18 protein-coding genes and 2 tRNA genes are annotated in these 17274 nt (G+C 56.7%); 19 read left to right on the top strand and 1 reads right to left on the bottom strand.

The genetic code is table 11. The features are described 5' to 3' along the window. The first annotated feature begins 56 nt into the window (after nt 1-56). Nucleotides 57-144: transfer RNA gene (locus tag ACJ8KE_RS01215), tRNA-Ser, on the top strand. Between the two features lie 6 nt (nt 145-150). Then, nucleotides 151-226: transfer RNA gene (locus ACJ8KE_RS01220), tRNA-Thr, on the top strand. 75 nt (nt 227-301) lie between these two features. Here ACJ8KE_RS01220 and ACJ8KE_RS01225 read toward each other — a convergent pair. Continuing rightward, on the bottom strand, nt 302-979 hold the full coding sequence (locus tag ACJ8KE_RS01225) for a S24 family peptidase (RefSeq protein WP_016926940.1): 678 nt from the start codon (nt 977-979) through the stop codon (nt 302-304). A 241-nt stretch (nt 980-1220) separates the two neighbouring features. Here ACJ8KE_RS01225 and ACJ8KE_RS01230 point away from each other — a divergent pair, with 241 nt between their 5' ends. From ACJ8KE_RS01230 to ACJ8KE_RS01310, 17 genes are all read left to right on the top strand, one after another. Then, nucleotides 1221-1583 (top strand): antiterminator Q family protein, encoded by a 363-nt coding sequence (locus ACJ8KE_RS01230; RefSeq protein WP_016926941.1) that lies wholly within the window; start codon nt 1221-1223, stop codon nt 1581-1583. A 797-nt stretch (nt 1584-2380) separates the two neighbouring features. After that, a complete protein-coding gene (locus ACJ8KE_RS01235; RefSeq protein WP_028127738.1) occupies nt 2381-2692 on the top strand; it encodes a phage holin family protein in 312 nt (103 codons plus the stop codon). After that, a complete protein-coding gene (locus ACJ8KE_RS01240; protein ID WP_016926943.1) occupies nt 2689-3129 on the top strand; it encodes a lysozyme in 441 nt (146 codons plus the stop codon). The genes ACJ8KE_RS01235 and ACJ8KE_RS01240 overlap by 4 nt, the downstream gene beginning before the upstream one ends. 56 nt (nt 3130-3185) lie before the next feature. Further along, complete coding sequence (locus tag ACJ8KE_RS01245) at nt 3186-3575, top strand: hypothetical protein (protein ID WP_016926944.1); 390 nt, start codon at nt 3186-3188, stop codon at nt 3573-3575. Then, nucleotides 3572-3964 carry an HK97-gp10 family putative phage morphogenesis protein gene (locus ACJ8KE_RS01250; RefSeq protein ID WP_016926945.1) on the top strand — a complete coding sequence of 131 codons (393 nt, stop codon included), beginning with the start codon at nt 3572-3574 and terminating at the stop codon, nt 3962-3964. Before ACJ8KE_RS01245 ends, ACJ8KE_RS01250 begins: the two co-directional genes overlap by 4 nt. A 41-nt stretch (nt 3965-4005) precedes the next feature. Then, nucleotides 4006-4461 carry a major tail shaft subunit gene (locus ACJ8KE_RS01255; RefSeq protein ID WP_016926946.1) on the top strand — a complete coding sequence of 152 codons (456 nt, stop codon included), beginning with the start codon at nt 4006-4008 and terminating at the stop codon, nt 4459-4461. 116 nt (nt 4462-4577) lie between these two features. Then, nucleotides 4578-4943 (top strand): phage tail protein, encoded by a 366-nt coding sequence (locus ACJ8KE_RS01260; RefSeq protein ID WP_016926947.1) that lies wholly within the window; start codon nt 4578-4580, stop codon nt 4941-4943. 17 nt (nt 4944-4960) lie between these two features. Further along, on the top strand, nt 4961-5182 hold the full coding sequence (locus ACJ8KE_RS01265) for a hypothetical protein (protein ID WP_004935830.1): 222 nt from the start codon (nt 4961-4963) through the stop codon (nt 5180-5182). After that, nucleotides 5175-7508: a phage tail tape measure protein gene (locus ACJ8KE_RS01270; RefSeq protein ID WP_442517060.1), complete on the top strand. Its 2334-nt coding sequence runs from the start codon at nt 5175-5177 to the stop codon at nt 7506-7508. The genes ACJ8KE_RS01265 and ACJ8KE_RS01270 overlap by 8 nt, the downstream gene beginning before the upstream one ends. Beyond that, nucleotides 7508-7846, top strand: a complete 339-nt coding sequence (locus tag ACJ8KE_RS01275; RefSeq protein ID WP_048796968.1) for a phage tail protein — start codon at nt 7508-7510, stop codon at nt 7844-7846. The genes ACJ8KE_RS01270 and ACJ8KE_RS01275 overlap by 1 nt, the downstream gene beginning before the upstream one ends. Nucleotides 7847-7855: 9 nt before the next feature. Further along, complete coding sequence (locus tag ACJ8KE_RS01280; protein WP_176519317.1) at nt 7856-8608, top strand: phage minor tail protein L; 753 nt, start codon at nt 7856-7858, stop codon at nt 8606-8608. Nucleotides 8609-8617: 9 nt separating this feature from the next. Continuing rightward, the gene (locus ACJ8KE_RS01285) at nt 8618-9322 is read left to right on the top strand and encodes a C40 family peptidase (RefSeq protein WP_097101633.1); all 705 of its coding nucleotides are present in this window, start codon (nt 8618-8620) and stop codon (nt 9320-9322) included. Between the two features lie 39 nt (nt 9323-9361). After that, on the top strand, nt 9362-9721 hold the full coding sequence (locus ACJ8KE_RS01290) for a hypothetical protein (protein ID WP_141398613.1): 360 nt from the start codon (nt 9362-9364) through the stop codon (nt 9719-9721). 56 nt (nt 9722-9777) lie between these two features. Next, nucleotides 9778-10404 carry a tail assembly protein gene (locus ACJ8KE_RS01295; RefSeq protein ID WP_016926952.1) on the top strand — a complete coding sequence of 209 codons (627 nt, stop codon included), beginning with the start codon at nt 9778-9780 and terminating at the stop codon, nt 10402-10404. Nucleotides 10405-10457: 53 nt separating this feature from the next. Next, nucleotides 10458-14045: a TipJ family phage tail tip protein gene (gene gpJ / locus ACJ8KE_RS01300; protein WP_306376880.1), complete on the top strand. Its 3588-nt coding sequence runs from the start codon at nt 10458-10460 to the stop codon at nt 14043-14045. 49 nt (nt 14046-14094) lie between these two features. After that, nucleotides 14095-15252, top strand: a complete 1158-nt coding sequence (locus ACJ8KE_RS01305; RefSeq protein WP_049300463.1) for a tail fiber domain-containing protein — start codon at nt 14095-14097, stop codon at nt 15250-15252. Continuing rightward, nucleotides 15249-17270, top strand: a complete 2022-nt coding sequence (locus tag ACJ8KE_RS01310; RefSeq protein WP_116403474.1) for a phage tail fiber protein — start codon at nt 15249-15251, stop codon at nt 17268-17270. Before ACJ8KE_RS01305 ends, ACJ8KE_RS01310 begins: the two co-directional genes overlap by 4 nt. The last annotated feature ends 4 nt before the right edge of the window (nt 17271-17274 follow it).

Here is a 17274-nt window from a genome sequence, read left to right on the forward strand (position 1 = left end):
TTTTGCATCAAAATGATAGACATTTCATAACGGTATCGCTAATATCAGCGCCCATTGGAAGGATGGCCGAGTGGTTTAAGGCAACGGTCTTGAAAACCGTCGAGTGTAACAGCTCCCAGAGTTCGAATCTCTGTCCTTCCGCCAAATTCAGCCGGCTTAGCTCAGTAGGTAGAGCAACTGACTTGTAATCAGTAGGTCACCAGTTCGATTCCGGTAGCCGGCACCATGAGTGCCAAAAAACCGCCAACCGCAAGGTTGGCGGTTTTTTGCTTTACGCGGTTCTCAACGCGGCGCGCAGGGACTAGGGCAGCCAGGCGCCAAGCACCACCCCGATAATCGCGTACTCATCGGCATTCTGCGCCGGGCAACCCGGCATGCTTCCCTTAAGCCATCGATGCCCGGCTTCCTCGACATACCTTCTAAAGATGAGCTCCGCGCTGTCACAGCGTTTCGCTATCACCTTATCGCCGGACACGAGCTCGGTTATGCCGGCAGTAACGGGTTCGACAAGTATCAAGGCGCCCTTTGGGTAATTGGCGCCGGCAGAGCCGTTCATCGTGTTATCCCGCACCGGCAACCAGTAGGCCTGAGCGCTGCATTGCACCATCGCCGGGTAGTGGACGGTCGTTCCTTTGCGCAGCTGTTCATGAGACAACGGCAATGTCCACGTCAGCAGCGGCAGCGTTTTACCCAAGGCCTGCGAAGTCTTCTGCCTGACGGGGCGTAGCCCGATTTGCTCCAGGCCATCCAGCCAGCCGATTTGCACGGCGAAGTACTGTTCAATCCTTCGCGCCATGTCGCCACTGATGCCCTTTTTGCCTTTCTTGCCCGGCGGGTAGAGCAGGCGAGAGACATAGTCAGCGGCAATACCGAGCGCCTCCGCAAGGCGCTTTTGCCCCCCGACGCCGAGGTTATCGATCAGGATGATCAGGCGCTCTCGCCGCATCTCCTGGAGGTGCATTTTTTGCTCGTTTTTCATGAGGCCATCGTACCTAAATTTACCTGCAGGTAAATGGATTTTCGCTATTGAAAAAAAGATACCTCTGGGTATACTTGATACTGGTTATTTATACAGTATTTGGTGTAATGCCCTCGGCGAGCACGCCGGGCGGAGCGGTTGTTGCGTGTTGGCGCACGCCGAGCAGAAGAGCGGCTCGACCGACGTCGGTCAACGACATGGAGCCCTGGCGATGTGGCAAACGCCCAAAGGAGGTGGAAGCATGAGAGATATGAATGAAGTGTTGGAGCGGTGGGGCGTATGGGCCAGGGATAATAGCGGCATCGATTATTCCCCCATTGCTGCCGGGTTCAGAGGGCTGTTGTCCTATAAATCGAAAGGCGAGCGTTCCTGTTGCGATGATGATGGCCTGGTGATCGACGGTTGCGTGGGCAGATTGAAGAAATACAAACCCGAAGAGTTCGATCTCATCATTGCCCACCATGTTTATGGCATATCTCTGCGTAAGATCGCCCTGAAAAGGAAATGTTCAGACGGTACGATACGTAAAGAGATGCAAACGGCGGAAGGGTTCATCGGGGGATGCCTGGCGATGTTGGATATAAAGTTGACTATGGATCGCTGAAACTGCTGCCGTTGAAGTTGATGAGGGTTTATTTCTCGTTTCACTGTGACATCAGGAATAATAATGGCGTATGCGCGTTGCAATAATTTAAAAAAAGACTCACGCGTACGCAAATAAACGCGTAATCTGATAAAACTGAGTCGTTGCCGGCACCGCCGCACGATAACTAAACCTCGCTCCGGCGGGGTTTTGTTTTTTTATAATAAAAGACTCACGCGTACGCAAATAAACGCGTAATCTGATAAAACTGAGTCGTTGCCGGCGCCGCTGCACGATAACTAAACCTCGCTCCAGCGGGGTTTTGTTTTTTTATAATAAAAGACTCACGCGTACGCAAATAAACGCGTAATCTGATAAAACTGAGTCGTTGCCGGCGCCGCCGCACGATAGCCAAACCTCGCTCCGGCGGGGTTTTGTTTTTTTATAATAAAAGACTCACGCGTACGCAAATAAGCGCGTAACCTGATAAAACTGAGTCGTTGCCGGCACCGCTGCACGATAGCCAAATCTCGCTCCGGCGGGGTTTTTCATTTTTAGCCTCCTTGTCAAAACGGTCAATCACTCACTGAATAATGACTGTCGTTGAATGATCACGGCGGGAGGCTAATCCTTCTCATTTATAAAACGGCGCAATCCTTATTTCTCTTCTCAGGTTGAGCAGAACGGATAAGCCATTTTCGACAGCGTAAATGGCCGCTTATTTAAATGGAACAGGAATGACGGAGAGGGGCGCCGCATTTAGCCGCTCTTTTCCATGACTCCCGACGATCGGGCTATGCCCCGGTAAGGGGAGGGTGATGATTATGCCTTGGAAAAATGAACCAAACATCCTTTCAATGCTGCTTGCTTTCGGCATGACGCTGCTGGGGGCGATCGCCAGCTATTCCTTCAAGGTTTTGAACGGCGAAACCTTTAGCTGGAGGACGCTGTTTTTGCAGTTGTTCGTCTCTATTTTCGCCGGTTTGACCATGGTGATGATTGCGCTGCATTACGACTGGCCTTCGGAGGTGATGGGCGGCGTATGCGGCATGGCGGGGTGGTCGGGAGCATCGCTGATCAAGGCATTGGAACGCCGATTTCTCAATAAAGCGTCAGGAGGAAACCAATGAAGATAAGTGATGATGGCATGGCGCTGATTAAGCGTTTCGAAGGCCTGCGTTTGCAGGCTTATCAGGACTCGGTCGGCGTTTGGACCATCGGCTACGGGTGGACTCAACCGGTAGCGGGACGAAAAGTTGGGGCCGGCATGGCGATCGATGTCGCAACGGCCGAGCGTTTGCTGGTGTGCGGTGTCGCCCAATTCGAACGGGGCGTCGAACGGCTGGTGGCGGTGACGATCACGCAGGGGCAGTTCGATGCTCTGGTGAGCTTCGCCTATAACCTGGGCCTGCGCGCGCTGGAGAACTCGACGCTGCTGCGCCGGCTGAACGCCGGCGATCGGCAGGGGGCGGCCGACCAGTTCGGCCGATGGGTGAATGCGGGCGGTGTGCGGCTCGATGGGCTGGTTGCCCGGCGCGCGGCGGAACGCGCGCTGTTCCTTACCTGATGCCTGAATGCGTCTGTAAAACAATTCCCCCTCAAAACGACGGAGACCTTGCCCAAATGATTGAAGATGAAATCCAACGCTCGCTGGCCGCGCTAACCCATCTGGCGGTTCATCCGCTGATCTTGCCGGATCCGCAGCAAGAAGGCGTGACCTATCAGAAGATCAGCGATCTGAAAGTGAACACCGGTCTGGTTGACAGCTCGCTGGTGCAGAGCCGTTTTCAGGTCGTGTTGTACGTAATCGACGATTACTCCCGGCTGATCGCTCTGGATAAAGCGGTTTTGAACGCCTGGGAAGGGGTTCGACATGGTCATATCGGCGAATGGCCGGTACAAGCGGTCACGCGCAGCACCCTTTTGCAGAGCGCCACGCCCCTGGCGGATAACCGCGTCCAGTATCGGATGGCCCGTGATTACCTCATCACCCATTCCGAGGTGGCGGCGTGATCGCCATAAACGTTACCGGCATGGCGGAATTGACTCGCCGCTTGGAAGCGATTCGGCGCGAGGTCGCCAGTCACATTCTGCCGGAGGCCGGCCACGCCGCGCTGGCGCCGCTACTTAGCACGATGCGGCAGTGTGCCGAGCGGGGGGCGTCAAACAGCGAACCCTCGCTGAGCGCCGGCATCGCGATACGCCCGGCCGTTACCGGATGGAACGCGGTGACGTTGCGTGTCGGCCCCAGTAAACAGCATTACCACAGAGCTCTGGCGCAGGAGTACGGCACGGCAACGCAAGCCGCCGCCCCGTTTATTCGCCCTGCGCTGGATCACCATAAGCACCAAGTGTTACGCATCCTGGCGGCTAACGTCCGCTATGGCATCGAAAACCGGTAGCGACCGCTACCATCCTTCATCAAAAAAGAGAGAGAAAAACTATGGCTGATAAAACCTCGCCAGAATACGCCATGCTGCCTGCCGGCACTATCGTCAAATGGGGCACCGTTGGGGCTGCACCGACGGCCATGAAGGCGCTGACCAACTGTAAAGCGGTAGGTGAAATGGGGCAAACCGGCGGTTTTGTCGATTGCACCACGCTGCTGGATACCGCCAAGCAGTTTATTTCCGACCTGCCGGAGGGCGCGGAGAAGTCCATCGGTTTCATCGACGATCCGTCCAACGCCGATTTCGCGGCGCTGCTGAATGCGGCGGACAAGCGCGAAACGGTGCAGTTCTACGTCGAGCTGCCAAATGGCCGCACCTCCACCTCCATCCTGTCGCTGTCCGGCTGGAAAATGAATGAGATCACCGCCCCGGCGAGCGAAGTCATTCAGATTACCGTCCAGGGCAAGCAAAACAGTAACACCTGGGGCTCGGTCACCCCGAAAGTGTGACCCATTGGCGGTTTGCCGCGGGTTAACGCCTGAAGGCGAACGCTTCCGCCGCGGGCCATGTGGCCTGCGGCAACCTGCTTATTACAGAGTAAACCGAATTGAACAAGGAAAAACCGATGAGTGAGAAATACGATCTGAAAGCGCTGAAAGCGGCGCTGCTGAAATCCGACGATCACGTGATTGAAACGCAGATCTTTGGCGCCAAAGCCTTTATCCGTCGCCTGAAAGCCGCGGAACTGCAGGAAAACGAAGACGGCATGAAGGCCGCCATCGACAGCGGTGACATGAACAAAGCCGCGCAGCTCAACGTGCAGCTTCTGCTGTCTTGCCTGATGACGCCGGACGGCAAACGCATCCCGGCCGGCGCCTTGCCGAGCGTAGACGATCTGCTGGCGGCGCACGACAACCCGACGCTGGTCGAAGCCATCGGCGCCGTCAAGCGCCATGCGGTCGGCAGCCTGGAGGAAGCGGAAAAAAACTGACTGACTCGCCCTGGCTGATGTTGGTGTTCCAACTGGCCGATCGCTGGGGTGAGTCGGATCCTCGCAAGATCGCCGCGATGCCGGCGCACATCCTGAATCACTGGCGGGCATACTTCAAACTGCAAGGCATGACGGCCGATGCGGCGGAGAGTGCCCCCGTTCATCAATCCGGTCAGCCCGCGCAAAGCAGTATTGATATGCAGTGTGCTGACGTTATGCGAGTGCTGGGAAATGGCTGATACCGCACAGTTGGTCGTCGGGTTGCAACTGAATGACACCAACTTTAAAAACAAACTGACGGCGGCTTACCGTACCGCCGGGGAACAATCCGCCAAATTTAACCGCCAGGCTCAGCAGGACGCGAAGAAGACCGACGAGTCGTATCAACGCATCGGTGGCACGCTTGGCGGCCTGGCGGGGAAACTGGCGGGGCTGGCCGGCGTTGAGCTGTCGCTGCAGGGCCTCGCAGCCACCTCGCGCCAGTATGGGCAGGCGCTCACCGAACTCGCGTCCATCACCGTCGCCGCGACGGCGCAGATGAAACAGTTGGACGACGCGGCTCGCCAGGCGAGCAGCGCTTCCGGCGAAGGTGGCAGCCGGGCGGAGGAGATGCTGAAACTGGCCGGTGGCCTGAATGACAGCGCGGCGGCCTGGCGCGATCAGGCGGCGGCGGCGCGCGGGGCGGCTCAGGCGACATCGGGCGTCGGCGCGGCGTCTCGTGTCGCCAATGTCGCGCTGGGTGTGCTTGGCGGCCCGATCGGTGTCGCCATCCAGGCGGGATTGGGGATGGCATACTTTTATGAGCAAACAATGCAAGCCAAAGAGGCTGCGGTAAGTCTGAAAGATGCTGCGATTCTAACTACGTCAGAGCTTATCAAACTGTCTAGTAAGCAACTTGCCCTGAGAAAATTAGATCTCAGTGAGCAGCTCGAAGAACAGCTTAGTGAGCGAGATAAGCAGCAGAATTTGTTGAATTACGCAAACGAGAGAATAGAACGAATCCAGAGTAACCCTGGTTGGCTGGGCGACATATTTGGTGTTGAAAAGCAGATGCAAGCTACGCGGGTGCGTGCAGAAGCGGCTCTCGAGTCAATTGACATCGGGATTCAAAATACTCGCACTAGTATGCAAAATATTGACCAAGCTAACCTTCTTGTTTTGACAGGGGCTGCTCGTCAATTTAATCAGCCAGCCGGCAATATTTTGCCCGTTACTGCGCCAGCACAATTGATGGGCCCCCCACCCCCCGATTATCCATTGGATATGGTAAGTACAGATAATCGTGGTCGTGAGCGACAGCAGGCTCTTGATCAGTACCAACAGCTGCGTCAGGAAATCGAGCAGGCGCATCTGAGCAGCCTCGACAAAATCACCCAGGATGAACAAAGCGCACAGGCCAAACTGGCGTCAGCGGCCAAGGCGGCCGGTGCCGGGCAGGCCGATGTGCAGCGTGCGATGGCGCTGAACGCCGAGAAGTACCAGCGGCAGCGGCAACAGCTCGCTGAACAATACGCGCCAGGGCAGGCGGCGGTGCGTAAAGAGCAAGAGGTTGGCAAGGAGCTGAAGGCGTTGTATGACGGGCGGCTGTTGACCGAGCGCGAGTACCACACCGCCAGCCGGATGCAGCAGCAAGAAATGACGCGCCAGCGGCTGAAGGCCGAAACCGACGCGCTCGCCGCGCCGCGTATGAACATTGCCGGTGAGGTGGATCCTGTCGCTCGGCTTAACAACCAATTGGTGCAGCAGCAGGCGCAATACCAGGCCTACTACCAGCAAGGCTTGCTGGATAAACAGCGCTATGAACAGCTGATGCAGGCGTCGACGCAAGAATCGTCGGACGCTCAGTATCAGCAGGCGCTGAGTCTGTTCGGCGGGCAGAGCCGCGTGCACAAGATGGCGCTGGGGCTGGTGGACATGACGCGGGAACGGACCTCCGGCATGATGTTCGATCTGCTGACCGGGACGCAAAACTTTAAGCAAAGCATGCTCGGTTTGATGACCTCCATGACGCAGTCCATCATTCAGCAACTGATCGATCTGGCGATGCAGGCGCTGTTAACCAGAACCTTTCTCTCTACCTTTATGAACATCGGCGGCGGTTTGCTGGGCGGGGCTGCAAGCGCCGGCGCGGGCGCGGCCGGTTCAGGCGCGATGGGCATGCCGACCGGTTGGCAAGGCTATGTCCCCAACGCCAAGGGCGGTGTATATGCCTCGCCTTCGCTGAGCGCATTCAGCGGCCAGATCGTCAGCAATCCCACGTTGTTCGCGTTCGCCAGAGGCGCCGGCTTGATGGGCGAAGCCGGGCCGGAGGCCATCATGCCGCTCAAACGCGGCGCGGACGGTTCGCTCGGCGTGCGGGCTATCGGCGGCGGCCCGCAGTCTGCGGCGACGCCGAATGTCTACATCACTATCGAGAACGGCGGCAACGTCAGTTCGCAGGCCGATCCGGGATGGGGAGAGTTCGGTAAACGGATGGGCAATATCGCCGCGCAGGAAAGCCAGAAGGTGATCAACCGTAACCTGATGCCGGGCCAGCCGATTTGGAAAGCAATCAAGGGGATGTAATGGGCATTCAGACATTTGAATTTCCGGCGCGCGTCAATGCCGCCGGCGATACGCGCTTTCGCGTCAGAAAGGCGCAGTTCGGCGACGGCTATGCGCAGGTCTCCGGCGACGGCATCAACCCGATCGTGCGCTCCTGGGATCTGACCTTTGTCGGCAAGTATGACTACATCACGCCGATCATCGTCTTTCTGGAAAACCATCACGGGGTGAAGTCCTTTCAATGGACGCCACCGACGCAGGTTCCCGGCCTGTTCCGCTGCGAGGGCTATAAACCGGTCGCGATGGGCGGGGATAACTATTCATTGACGGCCACGTTTACCGAGGCCTTTCACGTTTAACCGGGGGAGATGATGCTGAATTCAGATTTGCAAAAGCTGGAGCCGGGCAACCGCATCCGCCTGATTGAGGTGGACGGCACCCGGTTTGGCGCCGATATTCTGCGCTTTCATTGCGATACCCTGCCGTTTACGCCGCAAGAGCTGGCCGCTGCGGGCGGTGATGAAAGCAAACTGCCGGCGAAATCGGTCTGGTGGCAGGGGCTGGAGTACGGCCCGTGGCCGTTTAGCGTCGAAGGGCTGGAGATCTCCGCCGACAGCCAGGGCAACGCGCCCAAGCTGTCGGTCGCCAATATCAACGGCCTGATCAGCGCGCTCTGCCTGCAGTTTGAGGACATGGCGCAGGCCAAGGTGCGGATCCACGACACGCTGGTGCACTACCTTGACGCCCGCAATTTCCCGCAGGGAAACTCTTCGGCCGATCCGCTGCAGGAAAAGCTGCAGGTGTTCTACATCGATCGCAAGGCGACGGAAAGCGACGAGGCGGTGGAGTTCGAACTCTCCAGCCCGGCGGATCTGCGGGGGTTGCGCATTCCGACCCGGCAAATCCACAGCCTGTGCACCTGGTGCTCGCGCGGCGACTATCGCACCGGCAAGGGCTGCGATTACGCCGGTAGCCGTTACTTTGACGACAAAGGCAACCCGGTGGAGGACCCGAGTCAAGATCGCTGCGGCGGGCTGCTTAGCGACTGCCAGAAACGCTTTGGCGAGCACGAACCGCTGCCGTTTGGCGGCTTCCCGGGCGCGGCGTTAATCCGGCAGTAGGGGGCGAGTATGAAAGAAAAAACCGCGGCGGCCATTATGGCGCACGCCAAGGCCGAGTACCCGCGCGAATGCTGCGGCGTGGTGGCGCAAAAATCCCGCGTGGAGCGCTATTTCCCGTGTCGCAACCTGGCGGATAACCCCACCGAGCAGTTTCATCTGGCGCCGGAAGACTACGTGGCCGCCGCCGAATGGGGCACCATCACCCTCATTGTGCACAGCCACCCGGACGCCACCACGCAGCCGAGTGAGCTGGACAAGGCGCAGTGCGACGCGATGGAGTTGCCCTGGGCGATAGCCAGCTGGCCGGAGGGGGATTTGCGCACCATTTTGCCGCGCGGCGAACTGCCGCTGGTGGGTCGCCAGTTCGTGCTGGGGCATACCGACTGTTGGGGGCTGGTCATGAGCTATTTCCGCCAGGAACACGGCATAACGCTCCAGGATTACCGCGTTGATTACCCGTGGTGGGAGCGGGGTGAAAACCGCTATCTGGATAACTGGCATGCCTGCGGCTTTCGCGAGTTCGATGGCCCGCCGCGCCCAGGCGACATGGCGATCATGCAGGTTTCGGCGCCGGTGGCCAACCACGCCGGCATTCTGCTGGCAGATGGCCTGTTGCTGCACCATATGTACGGCATGCTTAGCCAGCGGGTGCCTTATGGTGGTTATTGGAAGGAGCGAACGATGAAGGTGTTGCGGCATAGAAAAATGATGTAATTCTCTGTTAAGATGAAAAAAATAACAGAGGGATTACTGATGAAAAAACTCCTATTACCCATCACGTTGCTGATGCTGACAGGTTGCGCAAATCCAGAACTAACAAAAAAGGTTACTGCTGAGTTTACGTCTCAAAAAGATGCCAATAGTTTGGCTGTCTGCATTGCAGAAAAATCGGACAAGCGTACCTTCAATGGATTGCGAATTGAAACAGTAAGTAAGCCCACACGAGAGAGTGGGATTGCACTGGTTTTGATTAATGGTAATGGTTATATCGACATTTTAGATAAAGGGTCTCAACAGCAAGTAATATATAGAGGTGAGGCCGCAAATAGTAATTGGGGTAAACTGACCAATAGAAATGGTGAGGTTATTTCTGACATTAAATCATGCTTGTAAAAATTAAATTTCCAATTAGACCCACCTTTGGTGGGTTTTTTTATGAGGAAAAATACATGTCGTTAATTGAAGTTCCACTCAGAACGGTAAGATTTCACGGGCCGTTGATCAACGCTTTTGGGAGAGAGTTCAAATATCGGGCTACGACGGTACCCAAAGCCATTGATGCAATGAAGAACTTGTTACCTGGTTTCGAACGCTACATGCTGGAGGCGCACAAACGCGGCCTGACATTTTCTATTTTCGTCGGTAAACGCAATGTCGGACAGGATGAGCTGGAGTTCACCAAAGGGTCGGAAGATATTCACCTTGTTCCCGTCGTGATTGGCAGCAAGCGCGCAGGCTTATTCCAGACCGTGTTGGGCGTGGCGCTGGTTGCCGTGGCTATGTATGTTTCTGCGGGCGCAGGGACGGGGGCTCTGGGGGCATTTACGGCGGGTGGGGGAACTGGCATGGCGGCGATGGCCGGTGCTTCCCTTGCCCTCGGCGGCGTCGTCCAAATGCTTTCCCCGCAAATGGGCGGGCTGCGCATGCGGCAAGGCCCGGAAAATAAACCGAGCTATGCCTTTGGCGGGCCGGTCAACACCACGGCGCAGGGCAATCCCGTCGGCGTGCTGTACGGCACGCGTGAAATTGGCGGGGCGATTATCTCCGCAGGCATTTATACCGAAGACCAGCAATAACGACATCCGTTTGAACAGACAGCCGCAATAGCGGCTTTTTTTATGGGCGAAATATGGCACAGAACATGATCCGTGGGCGAAAAGGCGGCGGCGGTGGCGGCCACACGCCGGTAGAATCGCCGGACAGCATTCAGTCGATCGCCAGAGCGAAGATGTTGTTCGCATTGGGCGAAGGAGAATTTGCCGGCGGGCTGGATGGCACAAACATTTTTGTTGACGGTACGCCGGTGCTGAGCAGCGACGGAACGGAAAACTTTCCCGGTTTCCGCTGGGAGTTCCGCCCTGGCTCGCAGGCGCAGGAATATATCCAGGGCATTCCCGCCGTTGAAAATGAGATCTCGTTCGGCAGCGAACTGAAAAGCGGCGCGCCGTGGGTGCGCTCCGTCTCTAACCTGCAACTTTCCGCCGTCCGCCTGCGCCTGGGGTGGCCCATGCTGCAAAAGCAGGCGGACAACGGCGACGTCAACGGCTATCGCATCGAGTACGCCATCGACGTGGCGACCGACGGCGGCAGTTACCAGGAGGTGTTAACGGCGGCGATCGACGATAAAACCACCTCGCTGTATGAACGCTCGCATCGCATCAATTTGCCGAAGGCCACCACGGGATGGCAGCTGCGCGTGCGCCGGTTGACGCCTAACGCCAACAGCGCCCGGATCGCCGACCGCATGAACATCGAGGCGCTGACCGAAATCATTGACGCCAAGCTGCGCTATCCGAACACTGCGCTGCTTTACGTGGAGTTCGACTCAAAGCAGTTCCCCAACATCCCGAAGATCAGCTGCAAACCGCGCGGCCGCCTGATCCGCGTGCCGGACAACTACGATCCGCAAACGCGCAGCTATACCGGCATCTGGAGCGGCGGCTTTAAGTGGGCCTACAGCGACAACCCGGCGTGGGTGTTTTACGACATTATTTTGGCCGAGCGTTTCGGCCTGGGCGATCGCATCGACGCCTCCCAGGTCTCCGAGTCCGAACTGTACCGCATCGCGCAGTATTGCGATCAGCCGGTGCCGGACGGGCGCGGCGGCGAGGGCATGGAGCCGCGCTTCACCTGCAACGTTTATCTGCAGTCGCGGGAAGAGGCCTGGACGGTGCTGAGCGATTTGGCCGGCATCTTCCGCGGCATGACCTATTGGGGGCAAAACCAAATGGTCGCCCTGGCGGACATGCCGCGCGATATGGACTTCACCTACACCCGCGCCAACGTGATCGACGGCAAGTTTACCTACTCGTCCGCCAGCGAGCGCACCCGCTACAGCACCGCGATGGTCAGTTGGTCCGATCCGGGCAACCATTACGCCGATGCGATAGAGGCGGTATTCGACAGCGATCTGGTGCGCCGCTACGACGTGAACCAGACCGAACTGACGGCCATCGGCTGCACCACGCCGAGCGAAGCGAACCGCCGCGGCCGCTGGGCGCTGTTGACCAACAGCAAGGATCGTACGGTCAGCTTCTCCGTGGGGCTGGACGGTATGATCCCCATGCCGGGGCATATCGTCGGCGTGGCGGACCAGATGCTGGCCGGACGAGTGATTGGCGGGCGCCTCAGCGGCGTGGACGGACGTAAACTGACGTTGGACAGGAGGCCGGGCGCTAAAGCCGGCGATCGCCTGATCGTTAACCTGCCTTCAGGTAAAGCGCAGGCGCGCACCGTGCAGGCGGTGAATGATCGCGTAGTGACCGTCACCACCGCTTACAGCGAGACGCCGGCGCCGGAAGCGGCCTGGTCCATCGATGCGGACGATCTGGCGGTGCAGCTTTACCGCGTGGTGGGCATCGCCGACAACGGCGATAACACCTATACCGTCAACGCCGCGGAACACGATCCGAACAAGTACGCTCGCATCGATACAGGCGCGCGTATCGACGATCGTCCGATCTCCATCATTCCGCCCGGCGTGCAGGCGCCGCCGAAAAACATCACCATCGACAGCTACTCCTCGGTGAGTCAGGGTATCGCCATTACCACCCTGCGCGCCGCCTGGGGCGCGGTTGAAAATGCCATCGCCTATGAGGCGGAATGGCGCAAAGATAACGGCAACTGGGTGTCGGTGCCGCGCACCTCGGCGCTCGGCTTTGAAGTGCCGGGGATTTACGCCGGTCGTTATCGGGTGCGGGTGCGGGCCATCAACGCCAGTGACGTATCGTCTATCTGGGCGACGTCGATGGAAACCTACCTCAAGGGCAAAGAGGGTAAACCGCCGATGCCGGTCGGCTTCAAGGCATCGCCTTTGCTGTGGGGCATCCAGCTCGACTGGGCGTTCCCTACCGGCGCTGAAGATACGCTCAAGACCGAAATTCAGTATGCGGACAACGCGGCCGGAAATAACGCGATGCTGCTGGCTGATATCCCGTATCCGCTGCACACCCACGCTATGGCCGGGCTGAAGGCGGGACAGGGCTTCTGGTTCCGCGCGCGGCTGCAAGACCGCACGGGCAATCAGGGCGACTGGACTGGCTGGAGCGCCGGGCAGGCGAACGCGGACGCCGGCGATTATCTCGAGAACATCGGCGACGATCTTCTGACCGCGAAAGACGGCGAGCGGCTGGTGGGCGATATCGACACCAACATCGACGCCATCTTGCAGAATGCGCTGGCAAACAATGCGACGGTGGATCACCAGTGGGCGCAGTACGGCACGGTGCGCGCCGATATCATGGTGGTGAAAACCACCATCGCGGAGGTCGATCGCGGGCTGGCCGAGATGAAAACCCAAGTGCAGGCGCAGATTGACGACGTGGCGGCGGTGCTGGAAGACAAACTGACGGCGACGGTAGACGCCGACGGCGCCACGGCCATCCATACGCTGAAAGCGGGCGTGCGGGTGAACGGCACCTTCTATAACGCCGGCATGTCGATCGCGGTATTGGCGGAAAACGGCAGGCCTGTCACGACTCGCGTCGGCTTTAACGCCAATCAGTTCGTGCTGATGAGCGGCAACAACAGCAATCAGTATTCGCCGTTTGCCGTGGTGGATGGGCAGGTGTTTATTAGCGACGCGTTTATTCGCAATGGCACTATCGATAGCGCAAAGATCGCACAGCATATCCAGTCTTCTAATTGGATAAGTGGGCAGCGTGGCTGGGCGATAAATAAAGATGGTGGGGCACAATTCAATAACATTAGCGCCCGTGGAGCAATATATGCCGACACCGGTGAGTTTAAAAATGGTGTGATTGGCAATTGTCGAATTCTTGAAAACTGTTCCATTGAGGGAAAACTTTCCGCCGCAAATATCGAGGGCGCGATCATGGATGGCTCGATGTTAAGCTGGACGGGTTATCATACTAATGAGAGTCGGTTATTACGTTTTGGCGGTAATAATGTTATTCCCGTTCGTGTTTTTGGACAGATTCAAATTAGAAGAAGCGGACGCGGCTATCCTCACGGTTATGGCGGGGTTAGGCAAAATGCAACCGGTGGAGGCTATATGCCAGAGGTTCCCGTTAGTTCCAGTTCAGGTAGCGGACAACCTTCGGTATCCATCGTTTATGTCGATGCATTAATTGGGAAGTCTTCGACTGCCTTTTGGCAGCTTGCTTCAGGAGAACTCGATCAAGGACAAGGACATTCAACGACCTTCATTGTGAACATTTTTGCCACGCCACAATATACGGCCTTTGCGCTGGAGTAATCATCACCTCCGTAACGAGGTTTTATCAGGCTAATTCAGGAGGATACTTATGCCAGCAGGCACTCTCACCCTAACGAGTAATTCCATAATAGTAAAAGGTACCGGAACGGCCTTTAATACCGAATTAAAATCCGGTGATTTCATCGTGAGCGTGGTCGGCGGCGTCACCTATACGCTGCCGGTGAAAACCGTTGATAACGCCACGCAGGCCACGCTGATTAAAGCCTATGATGGTCCAACGCAGGCGGGCGCAGCATGGTATGCCGTTCCGCGCGACGCGATGAACGTCATCACCGCCCAACTGGCCGCTGAGACGGCCAAAGCCCTGCGTGGGCTGAACCTCGATAAAGAGAACTGGCAGCAGGTCTTCAGCAATACCGGAAATATTACCGTTAAGTTGCCGGATGGCAGCACCTATAGCGGCCCGGCCTGGAATAATATTTCAGCTTCACTCAATAATAAGTTAGACAAGACGATTAGCGCTGCCCAGGAAATTAAAGGTTCACTGTCTTTACAGGGTTCTTTGGTGACAGGGCAAACGGCAAACCTTGACGTTGGGGGATATTCACGCTTCCGTAAGTCAACGACATTTGATGATACAATTTTTTCTCCTAAAGGACTCATTGCTGATGGGGGAAATAATGAATCTCCCTCAGTCATCTGTCATCGCACATCGACCGCCATGGCTGGGCAAGTAACAGGAGGGACTTTTTTATCAACGCTGAAGCAAAACGGTTTGAAAACCGCGATGGTCATGGCGTTACGTCGCGAGATTGGCATTGAAGACTATGGGTATATTTCATATCAGGACTATGTCGGGAATTGGCATGAGGCTCGCTGGTTGGCTAGCGGGAACATTAATAACATGACAGGAAGTTGGGTGACCGGGTCCGATCTTCGAATAAAAACTGACATTGAAGTTATTAATGATCCTATTTCCCTTGTTCGAGGCTTGAAGCTTTATTCTTTCAATCGTGATGGCAAGCCACAGATAGGTGGAATTGCTCAGGAAATTGAAAAGACGATGCCGTTATTAATCAGTGATGGCGGATCTATCACATTAAAAGATGGTAGAAATATCGAAAAAGTAAAATCCGTCGATTATTCAACGCTGGGATATGTGGCCCTGGCCGCATTGAATCAGGCTCTGGATAGAATCGATCGCCAGGATGAATTAATCAAAGAACTTATGGAGAAAGTACAATGACATTAATCAGCGGCATATTAAAAGGCCCTTACGGCGATCCTCGCTCCGGCGTAACCATTACCCTGCGCGCAGTCAGAACTTCGTCAACGGTCCTGAGCTTGGCTAAATCACAATCAGTGACGGATGATAGCGGTAAATATTCCCTACCCGTGGAGCCGGGCGCTTACGAGGTCATCATCTCGGTGTATGGCGCGCAGCCGGAGCGAGTGGGGGCTATCGAGGTTTATAACGATTCGCTGCCCGGCACGCTCAATGATTTCCTGCGTCGGCCAGGGGAAAGCGATATCACGCCGGAGATTGTGCAGACCGTCGATCGTCTGCGTGCTGAAGCGGCAGCGTCCGCCGACAAGGCTTCTTCCTCTGCTGCTGCGGCAAAAGTGAGCGAGCAAAATGCGGCGAAGAGCGCCGCTCAGGTGGTGACCGCCTTTGATAATGTGCGCTTTAAGCTGCCGGAGAACAATACCAGTACCTCTGCCTGGTTCCTGCTGGGGCAGTTTAAAAATGCGGGGCAAAATGGCGTAGGCGTCGCCCTCAATTTTTATGGTTCAAATGGTTTTAACGGTTTTACTTATAACGCGGGCATGTCACGTCTGATGTTGAGAACGGGCAATCAGAGCGCCAGCGATTCGACCAACAAGGTCAACCGTATCGGTGGCACCTTTATTAACGATACCGGAACGGCGATCTTGGATATTCAGGTTATTGAATCTAGCCGAGATAATTATGATATCTATTTGAAAATTAATGCATTTTCACTCAATTGCTGGTATACGGTTGAGCAAATCACCTACGCGAACGCTGCCGGCCTGCGCTGGGAGCATAAGGCGGTAAAACAATCGGTGGAACCGGTCGGGGTGATGAAAGTTGATATGCGTACGGGCGTTTCGTTCTCGCAATCCCAGGCGTTGCCCGAATATGCCACGGTCGCCCAATCTGCTATCGCCGGTTTTGGGATCGGGCCGGTTCATACTGAGGATGCATTCGCGAAGGATAATAAATCTTCCATTCAGCGCTACACGGTGGCGACGGCCAATCGGCCGGGCAATGTGTCTGGGGGGCTATTAACGCTGCCGGTGGATGGCGGACCGTCGTGCGCGTATTTTGCCACATCGGTTTCGCGGCAGGCCTGGGTGGGGAGTTCCTCTACCGCATTGCCTTCGACCATCACGTGGTCGCGGTTATTCAGCTCGTCCGATCAACCCACTGTCGCAGACATTCCAAACCTGAAGGACTGGGGGTTGAGTAAAGGCGTGACGGCGGCGAGTAAAGGCAACTTCAATGCGCAAATGCAAAGCCGGCGCGGTTATGTGAGCACGGATCCCATTGGCAACCCCTTCAAAGACGTTGGCACATATTTCCTCGATACGCGCTCATGGGCGGTGACGCAGGCGGGAACCGACGACAGCTATCGAACGGTGCAAACCTGTTACGGCTATGGCGTGAGTGCTGCACAGACGGGAAAAATTGCCGTGCGCAGCTGGAATGGCACCGCGTTTACCCCCTGGGTTTGGATGTGGTCAGAAGCCAACACCACGGTTGACGGCAACGGTTTTATCAAGAAAGCCTCGCCGATCGCGAGATTGTCCGCGGCGCCCGAGCATATGCAGGCTGACTATCTGGACGGCGGCTTTGCGCTGGCCGGCTGTGTCGCCGTTAACGGTGAGGCGACGGGGGTGAGCGCAGAGCGAATCTCCACCGGCGTTTATCAGTTGAGTGGTTCGCTGGGGTTGGCAAAGGAGGGCTGGACCATCGAAGTACCGCAGGACGTGAACGGCAACCGCCTGTGCTTTGTAGAAACCGCCACCGACAGCGACGGCGTTATTACGGTGAAAATCAGCAAACGCCGTTTTGACATCGATACCGCGACGGTCGTGGCCGGCGAAGCGATGGATATTCCTGAAGGGCGCTGGATCGATCTGCGCCTCGCCATGCCGGCGCGTGAAGAGGTGGAGGTGTTGCCGCCGGACGCGCTGGTATCAAACGATGACGTGTCATCGGAAACCAACGCGGTTTCATAAATAA

Source organism: Serratia sp. CY56464, from assembly GCF_052168435.1.
Lineage (GTDB): Bacteria > Pseudomonadota > Gammaproteobacteria > Enterobacterales > Enterobacteriaceae > Serratia > Serratia marcescens.

What these genes read in the sequence shown, in the direction of transcription:
- ACJ8KE_RS01305 (WP_049300463.1), top strand. Translation starts at nt 14,095, where the DNA reads ATGCCAGCAGGCACTCTCACCCTAACGAGTAATTCCATAATAGTAAAA.
- ACJ8KE_RS01240 (WP_016926943.1), top strand. Translation starts at nt 2,689, where the DNA reads ATGAAGATAAGTGATGATGGCATGGCGCTGATTAAGCGTTTCGAAGGC.
- ACJ8KE_RS01265 (WP_004935830.1), top strand. Translation starts at nt 4,961, where the DNA reads ATGTTGGTGTTCCAACTGGCCGATCGCTGGGGTGAGTCGGATCCTCGC.
- ACJ8KE_RS01230 (WP_016926941.1), top strand. Translation starts at nt 1,221, where the DNA reads ATGAGAGATATGAATGAAGTGTTGGAGCGGTGGGGCGTATGGGCCAGG.
- ACJ8KE_RS01310 (WP_116403474.1), top strand. Translation starts at nt 15,249, where the DNA reads ATGACATTAATCAGCGGCATATTAAAAGGCCCTTACGGCGATCCTCGC.
- ACJ8KE_RS01280 (WP_176519317.1), top strand. Translation starts at nt 7,856, where the DNA reads ATGATGCTGAATTCAGATTTGCAAAAGCTGGAGCCGGGCAACCGCATC.
- ACJ8KE_RS01270 (WP_442517060.1), top strand. Translation starts at nt 5,175, where the DNA reads ATGGCTGATACCGCACAGTTGGTCGTCGGGTTGCAACTGAATGACACC.
- ACJ8KE_RS01295 (WP_016926952.1), top strand. Translation starts at nt 9,778, where the DNA reads ATGTCGTTAATTGAAGTTCCACTCAGAACGGTAAGATTTCACGGGCCG.
- ACJ8KE_RS01245 (WP_016926944.1), top strand. Translation starts at nt 3,186, where the DNA reads ATGATTGAAGATGAAATCCAACGCTCGCTGGCCGCGCTAACCCATCTG.
- ACJ8KE_RS01275 (WP_048796968.1), top strand. Translation starts at nt 7,508, where the DNA reads ATGGGCATTCAGACATTTGAATTTCCGGCGCGCGTCAATGCCGCCGGC.
- gpJ (WP_306376880.1), top strand. Translation starts at nt 10,458, where the DNA reads ATGGCACAGAACATGATCCGTGGGCGAAAAGGCGGCGGCGGTGGCGGC.
- ACJ8KE_RS01285 (WP_097101633.1), top strand. Translation starts at nt 8,618, where the DNA reads ATGAAAGAAAAAACCGCGGCGGCCATTATGGCGCACGCCAAGGCCGAG.
- ACJ8KE_RS01260 (WP_016926947.1), top strand. Translation starts at nt 4,578, where the DNA reads ATGAGTGAGAAATACGATCTGAAAGCGCTGAAAGCGGCGCTGCTGAAA.
- ACJ8KE_RS01290 (WP_141398613.1), top strand. Translation starts at nt 9,362, where the DNA reads ATGAAAAAACTCCTATTACCCATCACGTTGCTGATGCTGACAGGTTGC.
- ACJ8KE_RS01235 (WP_028127738.1), top strand. Translation starts at nt 2,381, where the DNA reads ATGATTATGCCTTGGAAAAATGAACCAAACATCCTTTCAATGCTGCTT.
- ACJ8KE_RS01255 (WP_016926946.1), top strand. Translation starts at nt 4,006, where the DNA reads ATGGCTGATAAAACCTCGCCAGAATACGCCATGCTGCCTGCCGGCACT.
- ACJ8KE_RS01225 (WP_016926940.1), bottom strand. Translation starts at nt 979, where the DNA reads ATGAAAAACGAGCAAAAAATGCACCTCCAGGAGATGCGGCGAGAGCGC.